Raw genomic sequence first — 22,500 nt, 5'->3', positions numbered from 1 at the left:
GAGGTATCAGAAGTGCGAATGCTGACATGAGTAACGTAAGGGGAGTGAGAGACTCCCCCGCCGAAAGACCAAGGGTTCCTGCTTAAAGTTAATCTGAGCAGGGTTAGCCGGCCCCTAAGACGAGGCGGAAACGCGTAGTCGATGGGAACCACGTTAATATTCGTGGGCCTGGAGGTAGTGACGGATCATTGAGGTAGTCCAATCTTATCGGATTGAAAGGGCTGCTGCGTGGTTCCAGGAAATAGCTCCTCCTTATAGACCGTACCCGAAACCGACACTGGTGGTCTGGTAGAGTATACCAAGGCGCTTGAGAGAACTATGCTGAAGGAACTCGGCAAATTGCACGCGTAACTTCGGAAGAAGCGTGACCCTTTTCTGCGCAAGCAGAGGAGGGTGGCACAGACCAGGGGGTAGCGACTGTTTATCAAAAACACAGGGCTCTGCGAAGTCGCAAGACGACGTATAGGGTCTGACGCCTGCCCGGTGCTGGAAGGTTAAGAGGAGGGGTGCAAGCTCTGAATCGAAGCCCCAGTAAACGGCGGCCGTAACTATAACGGTCCTAAGGTAGCGAAATTCCTTGTCGGGTAAGTTCCGACCTGCACGAATGGCGTAACGACTTCCCCGCTGTCTCCAGCATAGACTCAGTGAAATTGAATTCCCCGTGAAGATGCGGGGTTCCTGCGGTTAGACGGAAAGACCCCGTGCACCTTTACTATAGCTTTACATTGGCATTCGTAGTGGCATGTGTAGGATAGGTGGTAGGCTTTGAAACCTGGGCGCCAGCTCAGGTGGAGCCACCCTTGAAATACCACCCTTATTACTATGGATGTCTAACCGCGGCCCGTTATCCGGGTCCGGGACAATGTATGGTGGGTAGTTTGACTGGGGCGGTCGCCTCCTAAAGAGTAACGGAGGCGCGCGATGGTGGGCTCAGAACGGTCGGAAATCGTTCGCTGAGTGCAATGGCATAAGCCTGCCTGACTGCGAGACTGACAAGTCGAGCAGAGACGAAAGTCGGTCATAGTGATCCGGTGGTCCCGCGTGGAAGGGCCATCGCTCAACGGATAAAAGGTACGCCGGGGATAACAGGCTGATGACCCCCAAGAGTCCATATCGACGGGGTTGTTTGGCACCTCGATGTCGACTCATCGCATCCTGGGGCTGGAGCAGGTCCCAAGGGTATGGCTGTTCGCCATTTAAAGCGGTACGTGAGTTGGGTTCAGAACGTCGTGAGACAGTTCGGTCCCTATCTGCCGTGGGTGTAGGAATATTGAAAGGATCTGTCCCTAGTACGAGAGGACCGGGATGGACGGATCTCTGGTGGACCTGTTGTGGCGCCAGCCGCATAGCAGGGTAGCTATATCCGGACGGGATAACCGCTGAAGGCATCTAAGCGGGAAACCCACCTTAAAACGAGTATTCCCTGAGAACCGTGGAAGACGACCACGTTGATAGGCCGGGTGTGGAAGAGCGGCAACGCTTGAAGCTTACCGGTACTAATAGTTCGATCGGCTTGATCGTTCTCATTCCTTATGCCCATTGAGGCGACAATCCGCTGGATTGCGCTGGAATGGATGGCACAGAAAACAGCTTCTCGAACAACGTGCGTTTTGCCGACCTGGTGGTTATGGCGGAGCGGCTGCACCCGATCCCATTCCGAACTCGGCCGTGAAACGCTCCAGCGCTGATGGTACTTCGTCTCAAGACGCGGGAGAGTAGGTCGCTGCCAGGTCTGCCAAACGCACGTTCGATCGTCACATCGTACTTTCCAAAATCGAAAACGATTTTGGGCCGATGTGAAGAAAATCTTCTCCTTACGCTTAGGCCCGCCAAACGGGATTTTGGGCCGCGAAAGCGGCCTTTTCATTTGGCGGCGGCTTGAATCCGGTAAGTTTAGGCTTACTTCTAAGGTTGACGCGGGGTGGAGCAGCCCGGTAGCTCGTCAGGCTCATAACCTGAAGGTCACAGGTTCAAATCCTGTCCCCGCAACCAATTCTATCATAAATCAATAACCGTCCCGGTCTAACCGGGGCGGTTTTCGCGTTTTTGAGCTGCGTATGCCTTGACCGCTCCAATCGGTAGGCTCGTCGGTCTTGTGGCGGAAGAAGTGAGCGTAGCGGGGACTCTCAGATGGTGAACGCACCTCTCGCAGAGCGCGTCAACGAAGCCATGAATTCACAATGCTAGCTCTTTTTGACTCCTTGAGGAAGGCAACGAAGAGATCGACGGCGGCAGGCCGGGGCCTGACAGCGGCGCTGTGTGCGCTCGTAATCTATCGGCCAATCCATGAGCAGGTTCATCGTCTCGCCATGTGCTTCTTCAGGCCAGTGATCGCGTCGTAGTGCGGCTTGAAAGGGGTCAGCGACAGTTGCGCGCTGTCCAGAGCGCTGCGAAGCCGGTGCGTCTGCTGATCGATCGATGAGAGATGTCGTCTTGGCGGAGCCGGCGAGCAGGTTTCGTTCGTCTACACCCGAGATCTGGCGCGCGGCATGCGCGTGTCGGAACAAATGGACAGCGGCATGGTCGGGCTGAATCGCGGTCTCGTGTCTGACCCCGCAGCGCCATTCACTCATACGAAAACGGAATTTAATTCCGGCATTTGGACTTTTGGCTTGCTGATCACAATGGTGTCGATTATGAAGCTCCATAGGCTTCAAAAAGCGCAGCCAGCGCGCTGAAGGAGGTCTGAAATCCGCTGCGGGCTCATGTTCTCGTCCCGTCATCTTTCTGCGGGAACGCGAGGGACCGCCATGTTCGAATTGCGTCCTGAATTGCAGCCGTTGATGGATAAGCTCCAGCAGTTCATGCTGGATCACGTCTATCCCAATGAGGCGTTGTACGACGAACAGCTAGGTGTCCAAGGCGACCGCTGGTCGGAGCCGGCGGTCATGGCGTCGCTGAAGGAAAAGGCGAGGTCGCAGGGCCTCTGGAATCTGTTCCTTCCCCGGCACGGCCATGGAGGCAGCCTGAGCAACCTGGACTATGCGCATTTCTGCGAGGTGATGGGTCGGTCGCCATTTGCGTCAGAAGTCTTCAATTGCTCCGCTCCCGACACGGGCAACATGGAGACGTTGATCCTTTATGGCAGGGACGATCAGAAGAAGCAGTGGCTGGAACCGCTCCTGGATGGCAAAATCAGGTCGTGCTTCTCGATGACTGAGCCGGCCGTCGCATCGTCGGATGCGACAAACATACAGACCGAAATCCTTCGCGATGGCGACCATTATGTCGTCAACGGTCGCAAATGGTGGAGCAGCGGCGGGATTGACGCGCGCTGCAAGGTGGCGATCGTCATGGGTCGCACGGATGCCGCCGCTCCGAAGCATCAGCAGCAATCGATGATCCTAGTTCCGCTCGATGCGCCGGGCGTGACCGTCGAGCGGGCGCTGTCCGTGTTTGGCTACGATGATGCGCCGCATGGCCATGCTGAGATATCATTCGTGGATGTTAGGGTTCCGGCTTCGAACATTCTTCTTGGCGAGGGCCGGGGCTTCGAGATAGCCCAAGGACGGCTCGGGCCTGGGCGCATCCATCACTGCATGCGTGCTATCGGTCTGGCGGAGCGGGCCCTGGAGACAATGTGTCGGCGCATTTCCTCGCGCCACGCCTTTGGCAAGACGCTTTCGGAACAGGGTCACATTCGCCAGCTCATCGCGCGTTCGCGCTGCGAGATCGAGACCACCCGCCTGCTGACGCTCAAGGCCGCGCATATGATGGACACGGTCGGCAACAAGGCAGCGCGGCGCGAGATCGCAATGATCAAGGTGGTGGCGCCCGAAATGGCCTGCAACGTTATTGACCGTGCGATTCAGGCGCATGGCGCGGCCGGCGTCTCGCAGGACACATTCCTCGCCTACGCTTATGCACGAGCGCGCGTCCTGCGGATCGTCGACGGGCCTGACGAGGTTCATCGCGAGGCAATCGCGAAGATCGAATTGCGGGCTTACCGGTGAGCGGGCTAGATATGTTTGACGTCGCTGGCAAGGTTGCACTCATCACCGGCGCTTCGCGCGGAATCGGCAAGGCTGCCGCTTTGCAGCTTGCGCGATCGGGCGCAAGGGTGGTGGTCTCGAGCCGCAAGCAGGAGGCCTGCGACGAGGTGTCCCGGCAGATCGCCGACGCTGGCGGCGAGGCGATGGCTTGGGCTTGCCATGTCGGCAGCAAGGACCATGTCGAACGGCTGGTGAGCGCTATCGAGGACCGGTGGGGCGGGGTCGATATTCTCGTCTGCAATGCTGCAACCAACCCTGTGTACGGGCCGCTTTCCACAGTGACCGACGATGTCTTTGCGAAAGTTATGTCGGTCAACGTGCAGAGTTCGCTTTGGCTGTGCAGCCTGCTTCTGCCCGGAATGGCCGAGCGCGGCGGCGGCTCGGTAGTTCTGCTTTCGTCCATTGCCGGGCTGCGCGGCACGGGAACGATCGGCATCTACGGTATGTCGAAGGCGGCCGAAACCGCCTTGGCGCGAAACCTTGCGGTGGAATGGGGGCCGCGCGGGATCCGTGTAAACGCCATCGCGCCCGGAATCGTCAAGACCGACTTCGCACGCCAGCTGGTCGAGGACCCTGTCCGGCGTGCCCAGATGGAGGTCCGGACCCCGCTGCGGCGTTTCGGGCAGCCGGAAGACATTGCTGGTATCATCCATTTTCTCGCCAGCCCGGCATCCGCCTACATCACCGGCCAGACGTTGGTGGCCGATGGCGGCGAAACCATAAGCTAGACAGTCATGTCGCAAGAGCCCGCGCTTCTTCCTGTCCTGTCGGCGCATCGCTTCGACGAAGAGGCTCTTGCCGGCTGGCTTGGCAAGGCGCTTCCTGAATTCAATTGCCCGTTCACGATACGGCAGTTTCAGGGCGGGCAATCCAATCCGACCTTTCTGCTGCAGTCGGGCGACAGAAAGCTCGTCCTGCGCAAGAAACCCCCCGGGCAGCTGCTTCCAAAAGCCCACAAAGTGGAGCGTGAGTACCGCGTCCTTTATTCGTTGCGGGGCAGTGCCGTGCCTGTGCCGTGTGTCCACGTTTTGTGCGAGGACGACGCCGTGATCGGCACGCCCTTCTACGTCATGGACTATGTGCAAGGGCACTTCTTCGATCATCCGCTGATGCCCGACTCCGCGCCGATCGAGCGGAACGCGTTGCATTATGCCGCGGTCGAGACCTTAGCGTGCCTCCACCGCGTCGACATCGAAGCGGTCGGTCTCGGCGATTACGGACCACGCGAAGGGTACGTCGCGCGCCAGGTGACGCGTTGGACGAAGCAGTATCAATCGTCGAAGGCGGCCGGTGAGCTTCCGGCTCTGGCCTGGCTCGCGGATTGGCTTCGCGAACGCCAGGACGTGCCGGAAGACCTGGCGATCGCACATGGTGACTATCGAATGGGCAATCTCTGCTTTGAGCCAGACCGGCCAGCTGTGGCGGCGGTTTTCGACTGGGAGCTCTCGACGCTAGGCCACCCGTTGAGCGACCTCGCCTATTTCTGCATGTCTTATCACGTTGACGTCGCCTTGGAGGGGGGACGGGGCATGAACGGCGTCGACCTAGGTTCGCTTGGGATTCCGACCGAGGCCGAGATCATTCAGCGCTACTGCGCGCTGACGGGGCGGTCGGTCGGGCCAGAATGGCCGGTCTTCCTTGCTCTTTCCTTCTTCCGCCTGTCGGCCATTCTGCATGGGGTGATGGCTCGTGCCTTGATTGGCAATGCGAGCAACGCCAATGCTCTTAGCGTTTCAAAGCGGGCGGGCGCGCTCGCGGAGATCGGCCAAGCAATCGCGCGGCACGACCGTTAATGAGCCCCGGTAGGTACGTCGGGATCAAGACAACGGAGCCTGCGTTTGGGATCGCTCGCTGAGCAGCGAGACGAGTTTACGGCGCGGCTTCGGTTGAGTTCTACGATTTACAGCAAGCGTCCTCGGAGATAGCTGGAATGGGCGTGGCGGAAAAGCTCGCGGCCGACGGCAACCATGTCACACTGGTCGTCTCGGCGTCGCAGCCTGGCGATTTCGTCCCGCGCTAAGTCCGCGATTCAACGCTTGGAAGTCTGTTCAACGCCGCGGTTGAGGTCATTCCGAATGCGCGCCTGTTTGCAGCGGATTCGGGTACTGTCAACTTCAATCAGTTCTCGCCGACGCGCCGATCGTGAACGAGAACGCCGACACGTTGATTGTCTCCCTGGGATAAGATGCCAACCTTGAACCAGAAAGAGAAGTCGAGGGCATCGGCATCGAAGTCCACATCATTGGCAATTGCCTAGTCCCACGCAGCCGCACCTTAACATTTCGCTTCGGGGGAATGTCTCCTGCAAGAACCACGCCTCATAAATGGAATTTATTTCCGAAATGGTTGACGAAACGCCACTCGCATGGCAAATCCGAAGGCCAAGCATCTGGCGAAGATACGGTGTTGGCGAGCCATGGATTTGACCAAACTTCCCCACGAGGCCTTGGAGATATTGCGGTCCGAACCAGTCATGATGGTGAACACAGCCGCAGTGCAGCGCAATTTCCTCAAGCTAAAGGCCAAGACCGCGGGCAAGTGCGCTGCTGTTGTCAAAGGCGACGGCTATGGTCATGGAATGCTGGCGTCGGCATCGGCGCTTGTCGATGTGGGAGCCGACCTGTTTTTCTGCGCCCGTTTCGAAGACGGCCTTTCGCTTCGCCGGGAGCTTGGGGACGAACCTCACATAGCGGTCCTAGATGGAATAGGTGCGGGGTTGCTCGACGAAGCCGCCCGCCACCGTATCATGCCGGTCGTCAATTCGCTGCCACAGCTTGAGGCTGCCGCGGATTTTACTCTGAGGTCGGGAACGGCGCTTCCCATATTTGTTCACATCGACACCGCAATGAATCGCCTTGGTCTCTCGGATCGCGATATTGATGCGGCGCGCTATCTTCTGCCCGCGTTCTCCGTTCAGGCGTACATGACGCACTTCGCCGCCGCGGACGATGTCGACCTCGAACTTTGCCGGCTGCAGGTCGCGCGCCTCCGCGATGCCGTGCGCGGGTTGCCGCCAGCGCCTCTGTCCGTCGCCAACTCTTGTGGCCTTTTTCTCGGCGATGAGTTCCATGGGGATCTCGTCAGGCCCGGCAAGTCGACCTTCGGGATCAATCCTCTTCCAGAGGAAGACAGTCCCGTCGAACAACCCGCCACGGTTCTGGCCAGCGTCGTCCAGGTCCGAAAGCTAGGCAAAGGCGATCCTGTCGGCTATTCGTCGACCTGGCGCGCTCCCGCTGCGCGTCGTGTCGCGCTCTTGGCGATCGGCTACGCGAACGGCTACGGCCGGGCCAACAGCAACAGGGGCGCAGTCGCGATCGGTGGTCATGTCGTTCCCGTGATCGGTCGCGTCTCCATGGACCTGACTTCCATCGACGTGACCGCTATTGATCCGGGGCTCGTGCATGAGGGCGCGGTCGTCGAGATCGTCGGATCCACAATCTCCTATCGTCAACTGGCGGAACATGCCGGCACGAACGAGCACGAAGCAATCATCGCCCTTGGTCGCGGGTGCCGGCGGTTGTTCGTTTCCTGAACAAAAGGGGACGCCGAAGAGATCGCAACTAGAGTAGCGGACTCTCCCGGTCGAGCCGATGTGGCCGATTCAGGCAGGGTGTCCAGGAGCGTAGGAGGGGTTGCGGATGCCGGGAGGTGGTTTCGTCTGACGCCATGGGTGACTGGGCCATAGCAAGCTAGGCTCGGCATGCTCGCCGGTAAAACTGCAACGCCACATGGCACTGCGAGTTACCTTGATCGACCGGCATTGTTCCAACCTTGAAAACCGGCTATTGCAAAAAATACGTGCAATGGAATTAAATTCCATGATATCATTTTTGTGTTCTGGAGAGCGACAATGGACAGTACGGCGCAGTCGGGCGAAGTTGTGAACTACGCGCTAGAAGGTAATGTCGCAGTCATTACGATTCGCAATGGGCCGGTCAACGCTCTAGGCTATGAGGTCCGGTCCAGGCTCTGGGCATCGATCGATCGGTTTTCCGACGACAACGGGGCTGCCATAGCCGTGATTGTCGGCGCCGGACGCATGTTTGTCGGCGGGGCCGATATCAATGAGTTCGGAAAGCCTCCTATGATGCCGAGGCTGCCGGATCTGATCAACCACGTCGAGGCCTGCCGAAAGCCGGTCGTCGCCGCTATGCATTCTGTAAGTCTCGGCGGCGGCGTCGAGCTTTCGCTCGGCTGCCACTATCGGCTGGCCATGCCGGGGACGCGGCTAGGCCTTCCCGAAGTGACGCTCGGGCTTTTGCCCGGAGCGGGCGGCACGCAGCGCGTTTCGCGCCTGATCGGTCTGGCCAAGGCGATGGATTTCATCATTCCCGGGGCGCCCGTTTCGGAATCCCAGGCGCTGGAACTTGGCCTAATCGACCGGATCGGGGAGGGCGACGTGCGCTCGGCCGGAATCGGCTACGCCAGAGAGCTTCTCAAGGATGGCGCCGGACCTCGCCGGGTCAGCGAAATGCCTGCCCCAGCAGGCGATCCTGAAGCGATTTCGGCGGCTCGGTCCAAGCTTTCCAAGACCGCCCGCGGGCTCGTTGCGCCGCTCGCAATCGTCGATGCGATCGAGGCTGCTTCGCGGTTGCCGTTCACGGAAGGGCTGGCAGAGGAACGCCGCCTTTTCACCATGCTGATGGAAACCCCTCAGCGCGCGGGGTTGATTCACGCGTTTTTCCTTGAACGGAAGGTTGCCAATCTTCCCGAAATTGCCGGGATCCAGCCGCGCGACGTGTCTCGGATCGGGGTTATCGGCGGCGGCACGATGGGTGCCGGCATTGCGACGGCAGCGCTGCTTGCCGGGTATTCGGTTGTTCTTGTCGAGCGGGACGAAGCCGCGAGCGAAAAGGCGCGCCAGACGATCGACGGCTATTTGGTCTCGGCGGCTAAGCGCGGTAAGCTCGCGGAGGGAGATCTGGCCGCAATCCGCGAAGGACACATCGATTGTGTGGCGGACTATGGTCGCCTGGCCGACGTGGATCTGGTTGTCGAGGCGGTTTTCGAATCGATGCCCGTGAAAAAGGAGGTGTTCGCGCAGCTTGATGCTGTAATGAAGCCTGGCGCGATCCTTGCAACCAACACGTCTTACCTCGATGTCAATGAGATTGCATCCGTCACCAAGCGCCCAGGTGACGTGATCGGCATGCATTTCTTCTCACCGGCGCACCTGATGAAGTTGCTTGAGGTCGTGGTCGCCGACGCCACCCTGCCGAACGTTACCGCCACTGCCTTTTCGGTGGGGAAGAAGCTCGGCAAGATCTGTGTCCGTTCCGGCGTTTGCGATGGGTTTATCGGCAATCGGATCCTGGCGCATTTTCGGGGTGCCATGGACCGTGTGGTCCTGGCTGGTGCCAGTCCCTATCAGGTGGACAAGGCGCTGGTCGACTTCGGCTTTGCCATGGGCCCTTACGCCGTAGCCGATCTTGCCGGTCTCGACATCGGGTATCTCACCCGACAGCGAAAGGCGCCGACGCGGGATGCGCGCGACATCGTACCGGGATGGGCGGATGACCTCTACACGATGGGACGTCTCGGCCAGAAGACCGGACGTGGTTATTACATCTATGCCGAGCGCGGCCGCCCCGGCGTGCCCGATGAGGAAGTCGAGAACATCATCGAGCGATATCGGGATGCCCACGGAATTCAGCCCAGAACCTTCACGGACCGGGAGATCGCGCGCCGCTACATGGCGGCAATGGTCAATGAAGCCGCCCGAGTGGTCGACGAGAAGATTGCCGCGCGCCCGCTCGATGTCGATGCGGTCATGCTGTTCGGCTATGGCTTCCCGCGTTACCGCGGCGGTCCGATGCACTGGGCGGATGCGGAAGGGCTCGAACGCTTGCTCTCCGACATCAGGGACTGGGAAAAGGATGATCCGTATTTCTGGAAACCCGCGCCGCTCCTGGAGCGGCTCGTTGCCGAGCGCTCCACGTTTTCCAGCTTGAACGGTTGAGGATCCCATGACGAAAGCCGTCATCGTTTCGACAGCGCGCACCGCGATAGGCAAAGCCGGCAGGGGCAGCTTCAACATCACCCATGGCGTTACGCTGTCGGGACATGCCGCCCGTGCCGCAGTGGACCGAGCCGGCGTCGATCCGAGCGTGCTTGAAGATTCGGTTTGGGGTTGTGGATTCCCCGAATACGTCACCGGCAAGAACGTTGCCCGCCAGGCGGTCCTGCGCGCCGGATTGCCCGTTACGGTCGCCGGCACAACAGTCAACCGTTTTTGCGCGTCCGGCCTGCAAGCCATCGCGACCGGCGCCCATTTGATCGACCGCGAGGGCGCGCGCGGGGTGCTTGTCGGCGGTGTCGAGAGCATATCTCTCGTCCAGCCGCCGCCGCGGCCGGAAGCCGACGAATGGCTGAAGGCAAACAAGCCGGAAATCTACATGCCGATGATCGAAACAGCCGACATCGTCGCACGCCGCTACAATATTTCCCGCGCCGCTCAAGACGCGCTGGCCGTCCAGTCGCAGGCGCGCTGCGCGTCGGCCCAATCTGAAGGCCGACTGAGCGAAGAGATTGCGCCCATCGTCGTTCGCAAGCTGGTCGCAGACAAAGCTTCCGGCGCCGTTTCCGAAGTCGAGGTGACCGGTTCTCAGGATGAGTGCAATCGTCCAGGCACCACGCTGCAGGCTGTCGAAGCGTTGGAGCCTGTTCGCGGCCCCGGACATTTCGTGACCGCGGGAAACGCGAGCCAGTTATCGGATGGCGCAGCGGCCATGGTTTTGCTGGAGGAGGACGAAGCAGCCCGGCAAGGGCTTGCGCCGCTTGGCCGCTTCCTCGGCTTCGCGGTCGCTGGCTGCGAACCGGATGAAATGGGCATTGGCCCGGTTTTCGCGGTGCCCCGTCTGCTGGAGCGGCATGGTCTCAAGGTCGACGACATCGACCTTTGGGAACTCAACGAAGCCTTCGCCTCACAGGTTTTGTACTGCCGAGACCGGCTTGGAATTGACAATGAGAAGCTGAATGTCGATGGCGGCGCAATCGCCTTGGGTCATCCCTTTGGCATGACGGGTGCCCGGCTTGCAGGGCACCTGCTGATAGAAGGCCGCCGCCGTGGCGCCAAGCTCGGAGTCGTTACCATGTGCATTGGTGGCGGCGCGGGTGCGGCCGGACTTTTCGAGATTTTCTGAGCCGGAGCGGATGATGGATCTCGCCTATTCTCCAGAGGAACTCGCCTTCCGCGACGAGGTGCGGCAGTTTCTGGACCAAAACCTTCCGAAGCGGATTTCATCCAAGGTCGCCTGCGGCCAGAGACTGACTAAGCAGGACCAGGAAGAGTGGCAGGCCATCCTCAGCCGTCGCGGATGGCTCGCGGTCAACTGGCCCAAGGAATATGGCGGCCCAGGCTGGGATGCCGTGAGGCGGCACATCTTCGAGGACGAGGCTTCTCGCGCCTATGCCCCTCGCATCATTCCCTTCGGCCTCGCCATGCTCGGTCCACTGCTGCAGAAATTCGGTACGCAGGGCCAGAAAGACCTCTGGCTGCCGCGCATGCTGGACGGAAGCGACTGGTGGTGCCAGGGCTACTCCGAGCCCGGCGCTGGCTCGGATCTCGCCAGTCTCAAGACCACCGCCGTAAGGGACGGTGACCACTACGTCATCGATGGGCAGAAGACCTGGACCACCTTCGCGCAGCACGCGAACATGATTTTCTGCCTGGTTCGAACCTCAAGCACAGGGAAACCGCAGCAGGGCATCTCCTTCATCCTCGTCGATATGAAGACAGCGGGCGTCACCGTCCGTCCGATCGTCCTTCTCGATGGCGAGGCGGAGGTCAACGAAGTTTGGTTCGACAATGTTCGGGTGCCGGCGGAAAACCTCATTGGCGAAGAAAACCAGGGCTGGACGTATGCAAAGTACCTGCTCACGCACGAGCGCACGAACCTCGCCGGCGTCGGGATGGCACGTGCTTCGCTGGCCAATCTCAAGCGAATAGTGGCAATCGAAGACGATGGTGGCCGCAAGCTTATCGATAATCCGTTCTTCGCGGCTCGGATGGCACAGCTCGAAATCGACTTGATGGCGATGGCGACCACAGACCTGCGGGTCATCGCCAAGGTCGCCGCGGGTCACGCGCCGGGGGCGGAAAGTTCGATCCTGAAGGTGAAGGGTACCGTCATACGGCAGGAACTCAGCCGCCTGACCCGGCAAGCTTTAGGTCCATATGCGCAACCGTTCATTTTCGAACTGACTGAGGAAGGCACGAACGCCTCCCCGGTTGGCCCTGCCTACGCGATGCCGGCCACGCAGGCCTACTTCAACCTTCGCAAGCTTTCCATCTACGGCGGCTCGAACGAAGTCCAGAAGCAGATCATAGCGAAATCTGCGTTGGAGCTCTGACATGAATTTCGAACTCTCCGAAGAACGCGGAATGCTTCGCGACAGTTTGCGCCGATTCCTGACGGACAACGTCTCGCCGGACGTCCTGTCGCAGGCGACGGAGAGCCTCGAGGGCCACTCCAGATCGCTCTGGGCCGGGCTGATCGAGATCGGTGTGCCGGGCGCCTTCTTCCCCGAACAACTCGGCGGCTTCGGCGGCAACGCTTTCGACATGTTTCCGGTTTTCGAGGAATTCGGGCGCGCGGGTGTTTTCGAGCCGCTACTTGAAAGCTGCGTGCTGGCCGGTGGCCTGATCGCGGCTCTTGGAAATACCGAGCAGCAGGAAATCATCGCGGACATTCTGGCAGGCTCGATCGTTGTGCTGGCGCATGCGGAACAAGGCGCGCGTTACGACCTCGACCATGTGACGACAACAGCCGCCAGACAACACGACAAATGGGTTCTCGACGGAGCCAAGACACTGGTAGTGGCGGCTCCGGCGGCGGCGCACGCAATCGTCAGCGCGCGCGTCGCCGGCGAGGACGACATTGCGCTCTTTCTCGTCCCGCTGGCGGCTGCCGGCCTATCGCTGAGATCATACCCACTTCAAGCGGGCGGCCGCGCTGGCGAACTGGTCCTGGAGAACGTAGCCGTTCCCGAGGGCGCTCGGCTCGGCGCACCGGGTGCCGCGTTCTTGGAACTTGAGCGGATGCACGCGCGCGCTACCGGCGCGCAGTGCGCGGAGGCGGTAGGACTTATGGAAAGCATCAAAGGGTTGACGCTCGACTATCTGCGCACGCGCAAACAGTTCGGGAAGCCCATTGGCACCTTCCAGGCGCTGCAGCACCGTATCGCCGATATGCTGGTCGAGATCGAGCAGGCACGTTCCGCCGCCATCAATCTGTGTGCGCATCTCGATGCGCCGCGGGACGAGCGGGAGCGCCATGTCAGCGCGGCGAAGAACCTTATCTGTCGGGTGGCGCGTGTCGTCGTCGAAGAGTCGATCCAGATGCATGGCGGCATCGGCATGACCATGGAGTACGCCCTGGGCCATCTTGCCAAACGGCTGACAATGGTTGAGCACAGATTTGGCGATGCCGACTGGCATCTCGAACGTTTCATGCGGCTCTCGGCTGCCACGCGATGAGAATCGAGGGCGAGACCGGCGCGCAGCGGACCATCGGATACGTCGTCGAGTTCGACGACGGCCGGGCCCGTGTCACGCTGGACGTGAATGAATCCCACGGCAACCGCCACGGCGTGCTGCACGGCGGCGTCATTTCGCTGTTGTTGGACAATGCAATGGGGTGGCTTGTTCGCTCACCGTGTCACCGAACGGTCGCGCGCCGTTCATGACCATCGCCCTGAATACTCAATTTCATGCCCCTGCGCATGTTGGGGAGCGGGTAGTCGCCACGGCGGATGTGATTGGCGGGGGGCTTAGCCTGATGTTTTGTCGTGGAGAGATGCGGGTTGACGGTGGAGCGATCGTGGCGAGCACGACCGGCATCTTCAAACGGGTTTCAGACGTAGCTTTGCAAGGGCACAAGCCGTTAGTCTAATCGCCTGCAAGGGCGCGACGGACAGAGCATTGCATAAAGCGGGGATATCTATGGCACGGTACCGGCGGTTTCACGAGTTGCAGGATTGGAGCGCCGAACAGCATCCGCAACGAATAGCTGTCTCTGAGGTTGGCCGCCGGTTGAGCTGGCCCGACTATCGGGACGGCTCGCTGGACATCGCCCGCCGACTTCTAGAGTCCGGTGTCCGGCCAAATGACCGTGTCATGCTCGTAGGTGAGAACAGCATCGTGGTCGCGGCCGCAATCTTCGCAATCAGCCGGGTCGGCGCCATCGCGGTTCCCGTCAATGCCCGCATGTCGACAAGTGAACTGCAGCGCATTGTCGGGCATGCGAACCCCTCGATGATGCTGTTCAGCCCGGACATATCGCCGGCTGCCGCCTCGCATGCGCAGGCCGAGCGCGCCGAACCGTTCCTTACGGCGGCAGGCCGCCTCGACATATGCTTCCGGGCAACCGAGCCGGGCGGCGGCGAACTGGATGACGTTGCGGCCCTCCTTTACACCACGGGCACGACCGGCGACCCAAAAGGGGTGATGCTGACCCACGACAACTTTGTGCAATGCGCAATCTCTTCAAAGGCGGTGCGGGGCATGACCCATACCGACAGGATGTACGGCGTTCTGCCTGTCAGCCATGTTTTCGGTCTAGCCTCCATCCTGACCTGCACCCACGCGGGCGCCGAGACCGTTCTGGCGCCGCGCTTCTCGCCCGCCGCGCTTCATCAGGCCATCGCCGAAGGGGTGACGATGGTGCCTGGGGCGCCGCTGATGCACGCCTCGCTGATGAATCATGTCCAGGAACGGGGACAGGAAAGCCTGGGCGCGACGACGCTGCGCTATGTGCTCTCGGGATCCGCTCCCCTCGACCCCGGTTGGAAAACCAAAGCGGAGAACTTCTACGGCTTGCCGCTTCAGAACGGCTATGGCCTCACCGAGACGACGGCGGGATGTACGGTTACACGCAGCCTGATCGGCGAAAGCGACATTTCGGTCGGCACGCCCTTTCCGGGTGTCGGGGTATGCATTCGAGCCCAGGTCGGATCGGAGCCGGGCGTCGGGGAGGTGCTGGTGCGCGGCCCCAACGTCATGAAGGGATATTACCGCAATCCTGAAGCGACGCAGGCCGCATTTACGCCGGACGGATGGTTCAAGACGGGCGATCTCGGCCGCATCGACGACAACGGCTCCTTGCACATCGTTGGACGATCGAAGGAATTGATCATCCGTGGCGGCTTCAACGTCTATCCGCCCGAGGTGGAGGCTGCGCTGAACCAGCACCCGAAAGTCATCCAGACCGCCGTTGTCGGCCGGGCCGTCGACCTCACTGAGGAGGTGATCGCTTTTGTGCAATGTGCCGAGGAAAGCGATACGACGCCGGAGGAGTTAATGGCCTTCGCCGGAGAGCGGCTAACGGCTTACAAGCGGCCGACGCGCATCCTTATAGCCACGTCGCTGCCGTCCGCCCCGTCTGGCAAAGTCCTCAAACACAAGCTCTTGGACGAATTTGCCGGACGCCTGTCCGGCAATGCGCCATAAATCGCTTCGAGACTTCGGCTCAGTTTTGCAAGGCGCGGTTCGCCGCGCGCTGGCCGCTGCGGATACCGCTTTCCATATGAATGCTGTCGTAGTCCGTCCCGGCAAACGACAGCCCTCGGAAATTTTCGGCCATCTTTTTGAAATCGAGGACCCTGCGGTGCAGCCCCGGCTCGTAGCGTGCGAGGCCCCATGGGTGGCGTACGACCCGGGCCTCCTCGATCCATGACGCGAACCCGGGAAAGAACATATCCAAGTCCCGCCGCGCCTGATCGATGACGTCGCCATCCGGCCACTTGGCCATGTCCACGGCGTGTGGGTATCCCGGCCAAGCCGAGATGATCGCCTTGCCGCTTGGAACGAGATGCGGTGCGCGTGTGGAATGGTCTAGCGCCATGTTGAAGACTGTCGGACTGTAGGTCAGCCGAAGATAGGCGGAGAGCTTGGCCGGCAATGGACGGTCGAGGAAGAAGAAGACAAGCTGGAATGGGGTATGGGTGAAGGAACCCAGGAAATCCTTGGCAGGCTTGTGATCGTCGGTCAGGATGCGACCTGCCGCACCGGCCGTACAAGCCAGTACGACCTGATCAGCCTTGATCGAGCTTCCATCCTCGAGCTCGACCCCCTCGGCAGCGCCCCGACTGGTCAACAGTCGCTTGACCGGCGCGTCGTAACGTACGGGCAGCGCCGCGGCCATTGCCTCGAGCAGCGTGACGTTGCCGCCGCGCAAGCCGAAGACTGTCGTGGTCATCTTCAGGCGCAAAGCGTTGACGATATAGTAAAGGCTGATCGCCTCGGGCACGGAGTTTGCCATGCCATAGGTCATCGGCCGCATCACGAAATCGTAGAAGTCGCGGCCCGCCCAGCGAAACTCCTCGGCCGCGCTGACATTGTCGTAGCGCGGGATGTCTCGGACCAATTCGAACTGGGGAAATTTCTTGGCGAGCGTGAAATAGCGTGTGCGGAACCATGCAAGGTCGAGCGTTCCCCGTTTGCCGACCAGGCTCGCCAGATGAGCGTTGTTCGCCACCAGCCGCGGCGCGCCGCTGCGGTCGAAATGCTGCGCGCTGCCCACGGTTTGCACCATCTTGTCGCGCATCCCGAAGCGATCGATCAGACCGAACATCATATCGTAGTTGGAATGAATGCCCTGCGCTCCAGCCTCCGCCATATCGCCGTTGCGCTCGACACGCATGACGCGCCCGCCAGGCCGGTCGCTCGCTTCCAGCACGAGAACCTTTTGGCCGGCGTCCTGAAGCCTCAGCGCGGCGGTCAAACCGCCGATACCGGCGCCGACGACAATCGTATCAAACTTGGTCATGGAATCTCCGTGGATGCCTGGCTCTCGGTGAGCCGGAACCCGTCTTCAAGCGGGCCCCGGCAAAGCTCGCGCGCCGGCGGTCAGGCGCCGCTTCTCAGATGGTCGCGGAAGGTGACGCCGGTGTAGTCCTTGCGAAAGATCCCGCGCCGCTGCAGTTCCGGCACAACGCCTTCGACGAACTGTACGTATGATGCCGGGGTCAGCGACGGGCAGATGATGAACCCGTCGCAAGCCTCGGCCTCGAACAGTTCCTGCATGTGGTCCGCGATGGTCGCTGGCGTTCCTACGAGTTGCGGATTCATCTGGCTGATGCCCCACAGGCGCCCGGCGTCCGACAGGGTCTTGCCCTGCGATCCCTGCAGGATAGCGTCCAGCATGCCGCGCGGGCCTTGCGAGATCTCCATGTCTCCAAGCGGCCTGTCGCGGGGATAATCCGCGAGATCAACGCCAACGGAATTGGAAATGCCGACGATGCCGAGTTCAGGGCTCACCAGGGAGTTGAGATAGTCCGCCTTTTCCTTCGCGATTGACTCGGTTTCCCCGATGACGACGTCGATGGATGGAAGGATGGCGCAATGCTGGGGATCACGCCCATAATGCGCCATCCGGCCTTTCACGTCGCGATAGAAGTCCTGCATATGCCCCTTGCTAGCATGCAGGGTGAAAATGACTTCGGCCCAGCGCGCCGCAAACTCGCGGCCCCTTGCCGACGAACCGGCCTGCATGATGACAGGCGAACCCTGCGGGGAGTGCGGCACCGTCAGCGGACCGCGCACCTTGACATATTTGCCCTCGTAATTCACGCGATGGACCTTCGAGGGATCGGCGTAAATCGCGTTCTTTTGGTCGAGGATGAAGGCGTCGGGCTCCCAGCTGTTCCAAAGAGCATGCGCGGCTTCCAGAACTTCATCTCCCTGGTCGTAGCGGGCCGACTTCTCAAGCAGCCGATCGAAACCGAAATTCTTTGCCTCGTTGTCATTTGCGGACGTCACCACATTCCAACCGGCGCGCCCGCCGCTGATGTGATCGAGACTGGCAAACGCCTTGGCGATGTGGAACGGCGGATAAAGCGAAGTCGACATGGTGGCGGCAAGTCCGAGCCGCGAGGTGATGCGCGCAATTCCGGCCAGGACCTGCATCGGATCGAGGAGCCACGTTTGGCCGGGCTGGCGTAAATTGGCCTCGAAGCTCCCGCCATAGGTTTCTTCGATCATCTGCACGTCGACGAAGAACATGCCGTCGAATTTCCCGCGCTCCAGAATACGGGCCATATTCTCGTATCGCTCGGGATTGAGAGCATCGATCGCATCGCTTTCGAAATGCCGCCACGCTCCGTTGTGATGCCATGTCGGGGTGACGCAACAGTACCCGACCAAATGCATTTCCTTCGCCATCCTCACCCCTCTACGCTTTCGGGATGGTAGGAGATGCTAATCTTAAGCGGTAAAAACGCAAGCCAGAAAGCAAAATATTGAAACTTAGTTCCATAAATTCGGATTTGCTGCGACTGATCGCAATCTCACGACGTCGGCGGTCTGAACGAGTTGAAGCGACGCTTGGTCGTCCGGCGGAGCTCAAATCTGCCCGGGCCGCAGTTCGGAGAATGCGCTTGGATTCGAGGTGGTGAACCGGGCATCGGTTTGGGGCTTGGCTTGCAGCTTGCAGGCGACGTTGAGTGGATTTCGATCGCGACCGCTCGTAGAGGCACCTGCATCTGCGCCAAGGGTGCCAAGTGGGTTGCACCAATTGCTCGTCGAACCCGAGTTTCGATCGAAGCGTCGTTTGTTGTGGAACGCGCTGGTTAACTCACCCGTTTTCAAGCACATGCTGGAGATCTGCGCGAGCTTCGAGCAGGGCTTTGCCAACCGTGCCCAGACAAGCTTCGCTCGGCAGGATATCCGAAATGCCCCCACAGGTCAGCACGACAAGCTGAGAGCCGTCGGTGGGTACGAACGGAGTGCCGATCGCGTTGATATAGCTGTACCAAGAGCCAAGGGAGCAAACGTAGCCACGCATAGCATAGCTTTCGAGTGCTTCGTCCAATCGTTCTACGATTGCGCTGGCAAATTCTGGCTCGTTTTCGATTAGCCGCTCAACCAGATCATCACGCGCAACGGAGTCGATGGCGGCCATATAAGTAAGCCCCATGGCCGTGCGCCAAATCGGCAGTTGGGATCCGACCGTCAAGTTTAGAGAAACGGGACCCGAAGCTCGACAGTGGGCAAAATAAATCATTTCCAAGCCGCTGCGCCCACCAATCGCGGTCGATACCCCCGTCTTGTCCGAAAGCCGTTGCAGAATGGGCTGCGCTACCCGCACAAGCGGCATTGAACTTAACGCCGAATACCCAAGCGACACGGTAGAAGGGCCGATGCTGTAGCGCCCCAATTTCTCGTTATAGACGAGATATCTCATTTTCACGAGCGCCAGCGTCAGGCGCGAAATCGTAGCCTTGGGAATGCCAGTCCGGTCTATTAGGTCCTGGTTGCCAAGCGTCGAATCATGCGGTGTGAACGCGCGCAGGATATCGAGACCTCTAAAGAGCGCACTTGCTCCGCCGCCATCCTCGCTTGTGTCCAGGTCGCTCGAAGGCTTTGTCCGTTTTCTCATCTTTGGTCCAGGCGGAATTTCTGCATTGAACTAAGCGAGTTCACAAACACCATTATTGGAATATAATTTCAACAGATTGACTACGCTGACGCTAGATGTCAACTATGGAGTCCGTACGCAATGCTCTCCGGATGAGGCGAATATGGGCCGAAAGATCATTCGCCATCCGGATCGCCGATCCAACGAACAACCGCTCAAAAGCGAACGTGGCGACACACGGGAACCAGCAACGCTGACAAGGACGAGGTTAATAATGAAGCGTATGGGACTTCCGCTCAAAGGCATCAAGGTCCTCGACCTCAGCCGGGTACTCGCGGGCCCGTGGGTCACGATGTCGTTGGGCGACCTTGGCGCGACGGTTTGGAAAGTCGAGAACGTATTGGATGGGGACGACACCCGCGCATGGTCGGTGCCAAGCTACAAGGGCGTAAGTACATACTATCTATGCGCCAATCGCGGCAAGGACAGCATAGCCGTCGACCTGAAGTCGGGCGAAGGCCGCGCCATCATGCTTGAGCTGGCGGCCAAAGCGGATGTCGTGGTCGAAAACTTTCGCCCCGGCACCGTCAAGCGTCTCGGACTCGATTACGCTACGCTGAGCAGAACCAACCCGGCTCTCGTCTATTGCTCAATATCTGGTTACGGCCAGGAGGGTCCCGAAAGCGATCGGCCTGGCTATGATTTCATCATGCAAGCCGAAAGCGGCCTGATGTCGATCACGGGCGCCGCGGATGGCCCCCCCAACAGGCTGGGTGTGGCGTTTACGGATGTCGTAGCCGGCATGTTCGCCACACAATCGGTGTTGGCGGCTCTCTATCAACGCCAGGAGACCGGCAAGGGGCAGTTCATCGATGTCACACTGATCGAATCGACGTTAAACATGCTCATCAACGTCGGGACCGGCTATCTGAATGCCGGCGTTGACGGGTTTCGGTATGGCAATGCCCATCCTAGCGTCGTGCCCTACCAGCTTTTCGAATGCACGGATGGTTCGTTTGCGCTTGCCGTCGGCAATGACCGCATGTTCCGGGATTTCTGCATCAGCGTCATCGATCGACGCGATCTGGCAGATGATCCACGCTTCGTCACGGCCCACCAAAGGGCGCTCAACAGAGATGCGCTTTTGGATATCCTGGCCCAAGAGCTTCGTTACAAGCCCGTCCAGCACTGGTTGGATGCCTGCCGCGATGCCTCCGTTCCGGCTGGTCCGGTTCATTCAGTTTCACAGGCACTTGAGACGCCGACCGTCGCTGCGCGAGGAATCGTCCAGTCGCTCCATCATCCCGTGCTCGGTGAAGTCCGTTTGGTAGGGCCGGCTCATGGCTTGGCGGGCCAAAGAGGGCGCGATCAGAAAGCGCCACCTCTGCAGGGGGAAGATACGCGAACCTTGCTGGAGACGGTATTAGGCTATGACGAGGCCCGTATCGACCGGCTGCGCGATGCCGGCGTCATCCTATGCCACGGCGAAGCCGCCAGAAAGGTCAGCATGCAAGAAAGGGTTTCATAAATGAGCACAGCTTGGCTTGTCGACGGCATTCGCACGCCGTTCGGGCGCTATGGCGGATCACTCGCGACGGTGCGGGCAGACGATCTCGCAGCTATTCCGATCGCGGCTCTGATGGCGCGCCACGCCGATTTGGATCCGGCTTTAATCGAGGATGTCATCTTTGGCTGCGTCAACCAAGCCGGCGAAGACAACCGCAATGTCGCCCGTATGGCGTCGTTGCTCGCCGGTTTACCAGTGTCGGTGCCAGGAGTGACTGTCAACCGGCTCTGTGGGTCGGGGCTCGAGGCGCTGGGTTCCGCCGCGCGCGCCGTGCGCAGCGGCGAAGCGGAACTTCTGATGGCGGGCGGCGTCGAACATATGACACGAGCCCCTTTTGTCATCCCGAAGTCGGACTCCGCCTTTGGTCGCGCGGCCGAGATCCACGATACGACGATTGGGTGGCGCTTCGTCAATCCGCGCATGAAGAGCCTCTATGGCGATGATTCAATGCCTCAGACCGCCGACAATGTGGCGGCCGACCATGGCGTTTCACGGCAGGATCAGGATGCCTTCGCTTTGCGCAGCCAGCAGCGTTGGGAAGCGGCGGTCGAGGCCGGCCGCTTCGGCGCTGAAATCGCGCCGGTGCGGGTGAAGCAGGGCAAAGGCGAGGTCACGTTCGATAAGGACGAACATCCGCGCTTCGGCACGACCGACGAGCAACTCGCCAAGCTTCGTCCCATAAACGGTTCCGACCATTCCGTTACTGCCGGCAACGCGTCCGGCGTCAACGATGGAGCAGCGGCTTTATTGGTCGCCTCGGATGCGGCTGTGGCGGAGCAGGGGTTGAAGCCGCTCGCGCGCATTGTCGGGATGGCGGCGGCCGGCGTCGAACCGAGGGTCATGGGCATCGGTCCGATACCGGCGGTCAAGAAGCTTATTGCTCGTACCGGTCTGACGATCGCGCAGATGGATGTCATCGAACTCAATGAAGCTTTCGCCGCTCAGGGACTTGCGGTTCTCCGAGGCCTCGGGCTTCCGGACGACGCAGCGCACGTCAATCCGAACGGCGGCGCCATCGCTGTTGGCCATCCGCTCGGAGCATCGGGGGCGCGCCTGGCGCTGACAGCTGCCCACGAACTCCACCGCCGTAACGCGCGCTATGCGCTCTGCACGATGTGCGTTGGCGTTGGCCAGGGCATCGCACTCATCCTCGAACGACCGTAAGCACGCCGCCTCGTCTTAACGAGCGCCGCGGTCCATGCGGCGCCCTGGATGCCAATTAGGATTTTCCGCATGAGCAACTACCCCGACTCCCAACTTTTCATCAATGGCGTGTGGCGCATCGCAGAAAGAAGTCGCTGGATTCCGGTGACGGATCCATCAAGCGACCAAGAGATCGGCCGGGTGGCTCAGGCTTCGCAAGGCGATCTTGACGAAGCGCTAGCTGCCGCCGATGCCGGCTTCAAAGTCTGGAGCAAAACATCCGCCTTCGAGCGTGCCGCGTTATGCGGACTGCAGCGGCGCTTTTGAGGGAGCGAGTGGATGAAACTGCGAGGCTGATGCGCCGTTGGTCATGTCCGGCACGCCGCTCGTCTATGAGCGGCCCTCGCCGCGTCTGGGCGAACACACCGAAGAAATCCTTGCC

At 60.4% G+C, this 22,500-nt stretch carries 17 protein-coding genes, 1 tRNA gene, 2 rRNA genes and 1 pseudogene (1 of these 21 only partly in view); 18 read left to right on the top strand and 3 right to left on the bottom strand.

All coding sequences use genetic code 11. The annotated features are described in order from the left end of the window. From AC0L2H_RS31685 to AC0L2H_RS31615, 15 genes and pseudogenes are all read left to right on the top strand, one after another. Window positions 1–1,521: ribosomal RNA gene (locus AC0L2H_RS31685) — 23S ribosomal RNA — on the top strand (it extends 1,277 nt beyond the left edge of the window). Between the two features lie 96 nt (window positions 1,522–1,617). Continuing rightward, window positions 1,618–1,732 (top strand): 5S ribosomal RNA (gene rrf / locus AC0L2H_RS31680). 183 nt (window positions 1,733–1,915) lie between these two features. After that, window positions 1,916–1,992, top strand: a tRNA-Met gene (locus tag AC0L2H_RS31675). 464 nt (window positions 1,993–2,456) lie between these two features. After that, window positions 2,457–2,579, top strand: a pseudogene (locus AC0L2H_RS31670) (NAD-dependent succinate-semialdehyde dehydrogenase); the annotation flags it as partial. 171 nt (window positions 2,580–2,750) lie between these two features. Further along, window positions 2,751–3,953, top strand: coding sequence for an acyl-CoA dehydrogenase family protein (locus AC0L2H_RS31665; RefSeq protein ID WP_473593642.1), 1,203 nt, complete (start codon window positions 2,751–2,753; stop codon window positions 3,951–3,953). Between the two features lie 11 nt (window positions 3,954–3,964). Continuing rightward, window positions 3,965–4,720, top strand: a complete 756-nt coding sequence (locus AC0L2H_RS31660; protein WP_473593641.1) for an SDR family NAD(P)-dependent oxidoreductase — start codon at window positions 3,965–3,967, stop codon at window positions 4,718–4,720. 6 nt (window positions 4,721–4,726) lie between these two features. Next, window positions 4,727–5,785 carry a phosphotransferase gene (locus AC0L2H_RS31655; RefSeq protein WP_473593640.1) on the top strand — a complete coding sequence of 353 codons (1,059 nt, stop codon included), beginning with the start codon at window positions 4,727–4,729 and terminating at the stop codon, window positions 5,783–5,785. Between the two features lie 623 nt (window positions 5,786–6,408). Then, window positions 6,409–7,524: an alanine racemase gene (gene alr, locus AC0L2H_RS31650; protein ID WP_473593639.1), complete on the top strand. Its 1,116-nt coding sequence runs from the start codon at window positions 6,409–6,411 to the stop codon at window positions 7,522–7,524. Between the two features lie 318 nt (window positions 7,525–7,842). Beyond that, on the top strand, window positions 7,843–9,951 hold the full coding sequence (locus tag AC0L2H_RS31645) for a 3-hydroxyacyl-CoA dehydrogenase NAD-binding domain-containing protein (RefSeq protein ID WP_473593638.1): 2,109 nt from the start codon (window positions 7,843–7,845) through the stop codon (window positions 9,949–9,951). A 7-nt stretch (window positions 9,952–9,958) separates the two neighbouring features. Beyond that, the gene (locus AC0L2H_RS31640) at window positions 9,959–11,134 is read left to right on the top strand and encodes an acetyl-CoA C-acyltransferase (protein ID WP_473593637.1); all 1,176 of its coding nucleotides are present in this window, start codon (window positions 9,959–9,961) and stop codon (window positions 11,132–11,134) included. 13 nt (window positions 11,135–11,147) lie between these two features. Next, window positions 11,148–12,344, top strand: coding sequence for an acyl-CoA dehydrogenase family protein (locus tag AC0L2H_RS31635; RefSeq protein WP_473593636.1), 1,197 nt, complete (start codon window positions 11,148–11,150; stop codon window positions 12,342–12,344). Between the two features lies 1 nt (window position 12,345). Next, window positions 12,346–13,470: an acyl-CoA dehydrogenase family protein gene (locus AC0L2H_RS31630; protein ID WP_473593635.1), complete on the top strand. Its 1,125-nt coding sequence runs from the start codon at window positions 12,346–12,348 to the stop codon at window positions 13,468–13,470. After that, window positions 13,467–13,679 (top strand): PaaI family thioesterase, encoded by a 213-nt coding sequence (locus AC0L2H_RS31625; protein ID WP_473593634.1) that lies wholly within the window; start codon window positions 13,467–13,469, stop codon window positions 13,677–13,679. The genes AC0L2H_RS31630 and AC0L2H_RS31625 overlap by 4 nt, the downstream gene beginning before the upstream one ends. Then, window positions 13,676–13,885, top strand: a complete 210-nt coding sequence (locus tag AC0L2H_RS31620) for a PaaI family thioesterase (RefSeq protein ID WP_473593633.1) — start codon at window positions 13,676–13,678, stop codon at window positions 13,883–13,885. Before AC0L2H_RS31625 ends, AC0L2H_RS31620 begins: the two co-directional genes overlap by 4 nt. Window positions 13,886–13,935: 50 nt before the next feature. After that, on the top strand, window positions 13,936–15,441 hold the full coding sequence (locus tag AC0L2H_RS31615) for a class I adenylate-forming enzyme family protein (protein WP_473593632.1): 1,506 nt from the start codon (window positions 13,936–13,938) through the stop codon (window positions 15,439–15,441). 19 nt (window positions 15,442–15,460) lie between these two features. Here AC0L2H_RS31615 and AC0L2H_RS31610 read toward each other — a convergent pair whose 3' ends face one another. The 3 genes from AC0L2H_RS31610 to AC0L2H_RS31600 all read right to left on the bottom strand — a co-directional run bounded on the left by AC0L2H_RS31610 (window position 15,461) and on the right by AC0L2H_RS31600 (window position 19,369). Then, window positions 15,461–16,759 (bottom strand): protoporphyrinogen/coproporphyrinogen oxidase, encoded by a 1,299-nt coding sequence (locus AC0L2H_RS31610; RefSeq protein ID WP_473593631.1) that lies wholly within the window; start codon window positions 16,757–16,759, stop codon window positions 15,461–15,463. A gap of 80 nt (window positions 16,760–16,839) precedes the next feature. Beyond that, complete coding sequence (locus AC0L2H_RS31605; RefSeq protein ID WP_473593630.1) at window positions 16,840–18,141, bottom strand: LLM class flavin-dependent oxidoreductase; 1,302 nt, start codon at window positions 18,139–18,141, stop codon at window positions 16,840–16,842. A gap of 424 nt (window positions 18,142–18,565) precedes the next feature. Continuing rightward, the gene (locus tag AC0L2H_RS31600) at window positions 18,566–19,369 is read right to left on the bottom strand and encodes an IclR family transcriptional regulator (protein ID WP_473593629.1); all 804 of its coding nucleotides are present in this window, start codon (window positions 19,367–19,369) and stop codon (window positions 18,566–18,568) included. 253 nt (window positions 19,370–19,622) lie between these two features. Between AC0L2H_RS31600 and AC0L2H_RS31595 the strand changes: the two genes are divergently transcribed. The 3 genes from AC0L2H_RS31595 to AC0L2H_RS31585 all read left to right on the top strand — a co-directional run bounded on the left by AC0L2H_RS31595 (window position 19,623) and on the right by AC0L2H_RS31585 (window position 22,385). Then, the gene (locus tag AC0L2H_RS31595) at window positions 19,623–20,876 is read left to right on the top strand and encodes a CaiB/BaiF CoA transferase family protein (protein ID WP_473593628.1); all 1,254 of its coding nucleotides are present in this window, start codon (window positions 19,623–19,625) and stop codon (window positions 20,874–20,876) included. Further along, on the top strand, window positions 20,877–22,079 hold the full coding sequence (gene pcaF / locus AC0L2H_RS31590; RefSeq protein WP_473593627.1) for a 3-oxoadipyl-CoA thiolase: 1,203 nt from the start codon (window positions 20,877–20,879) through the stop codon (window positions 22,077–22,079). 69 nt (window positions 22,080–22,148) lie between these two features. Then, window positions 22,149–22,385 carry an aldehyde dehydrogenase family protein gene (locus tag AC0L2H_RS31585; RefSeq protein WP_473593626.1) on the top strand — a complete coding sequence of 79 codons (237 nt, stop codon included), beginning with the start codon at window positions 22,149–22,151 and terminating at the stop codon, window positions 22,383–22,385. Window positions 22,386–22,500: the final 115 nt, after the last annotated feature.

The sequence above is a fragment of the Mesorhizobium sp. WSM4871 genome (genome assembly GCF_055811295.1).
The sequence above is the reverse complement of the archived record's forward strand: the minus strand, read 5'-3'. Positions and strand labels throughout refer to the sequence as shown.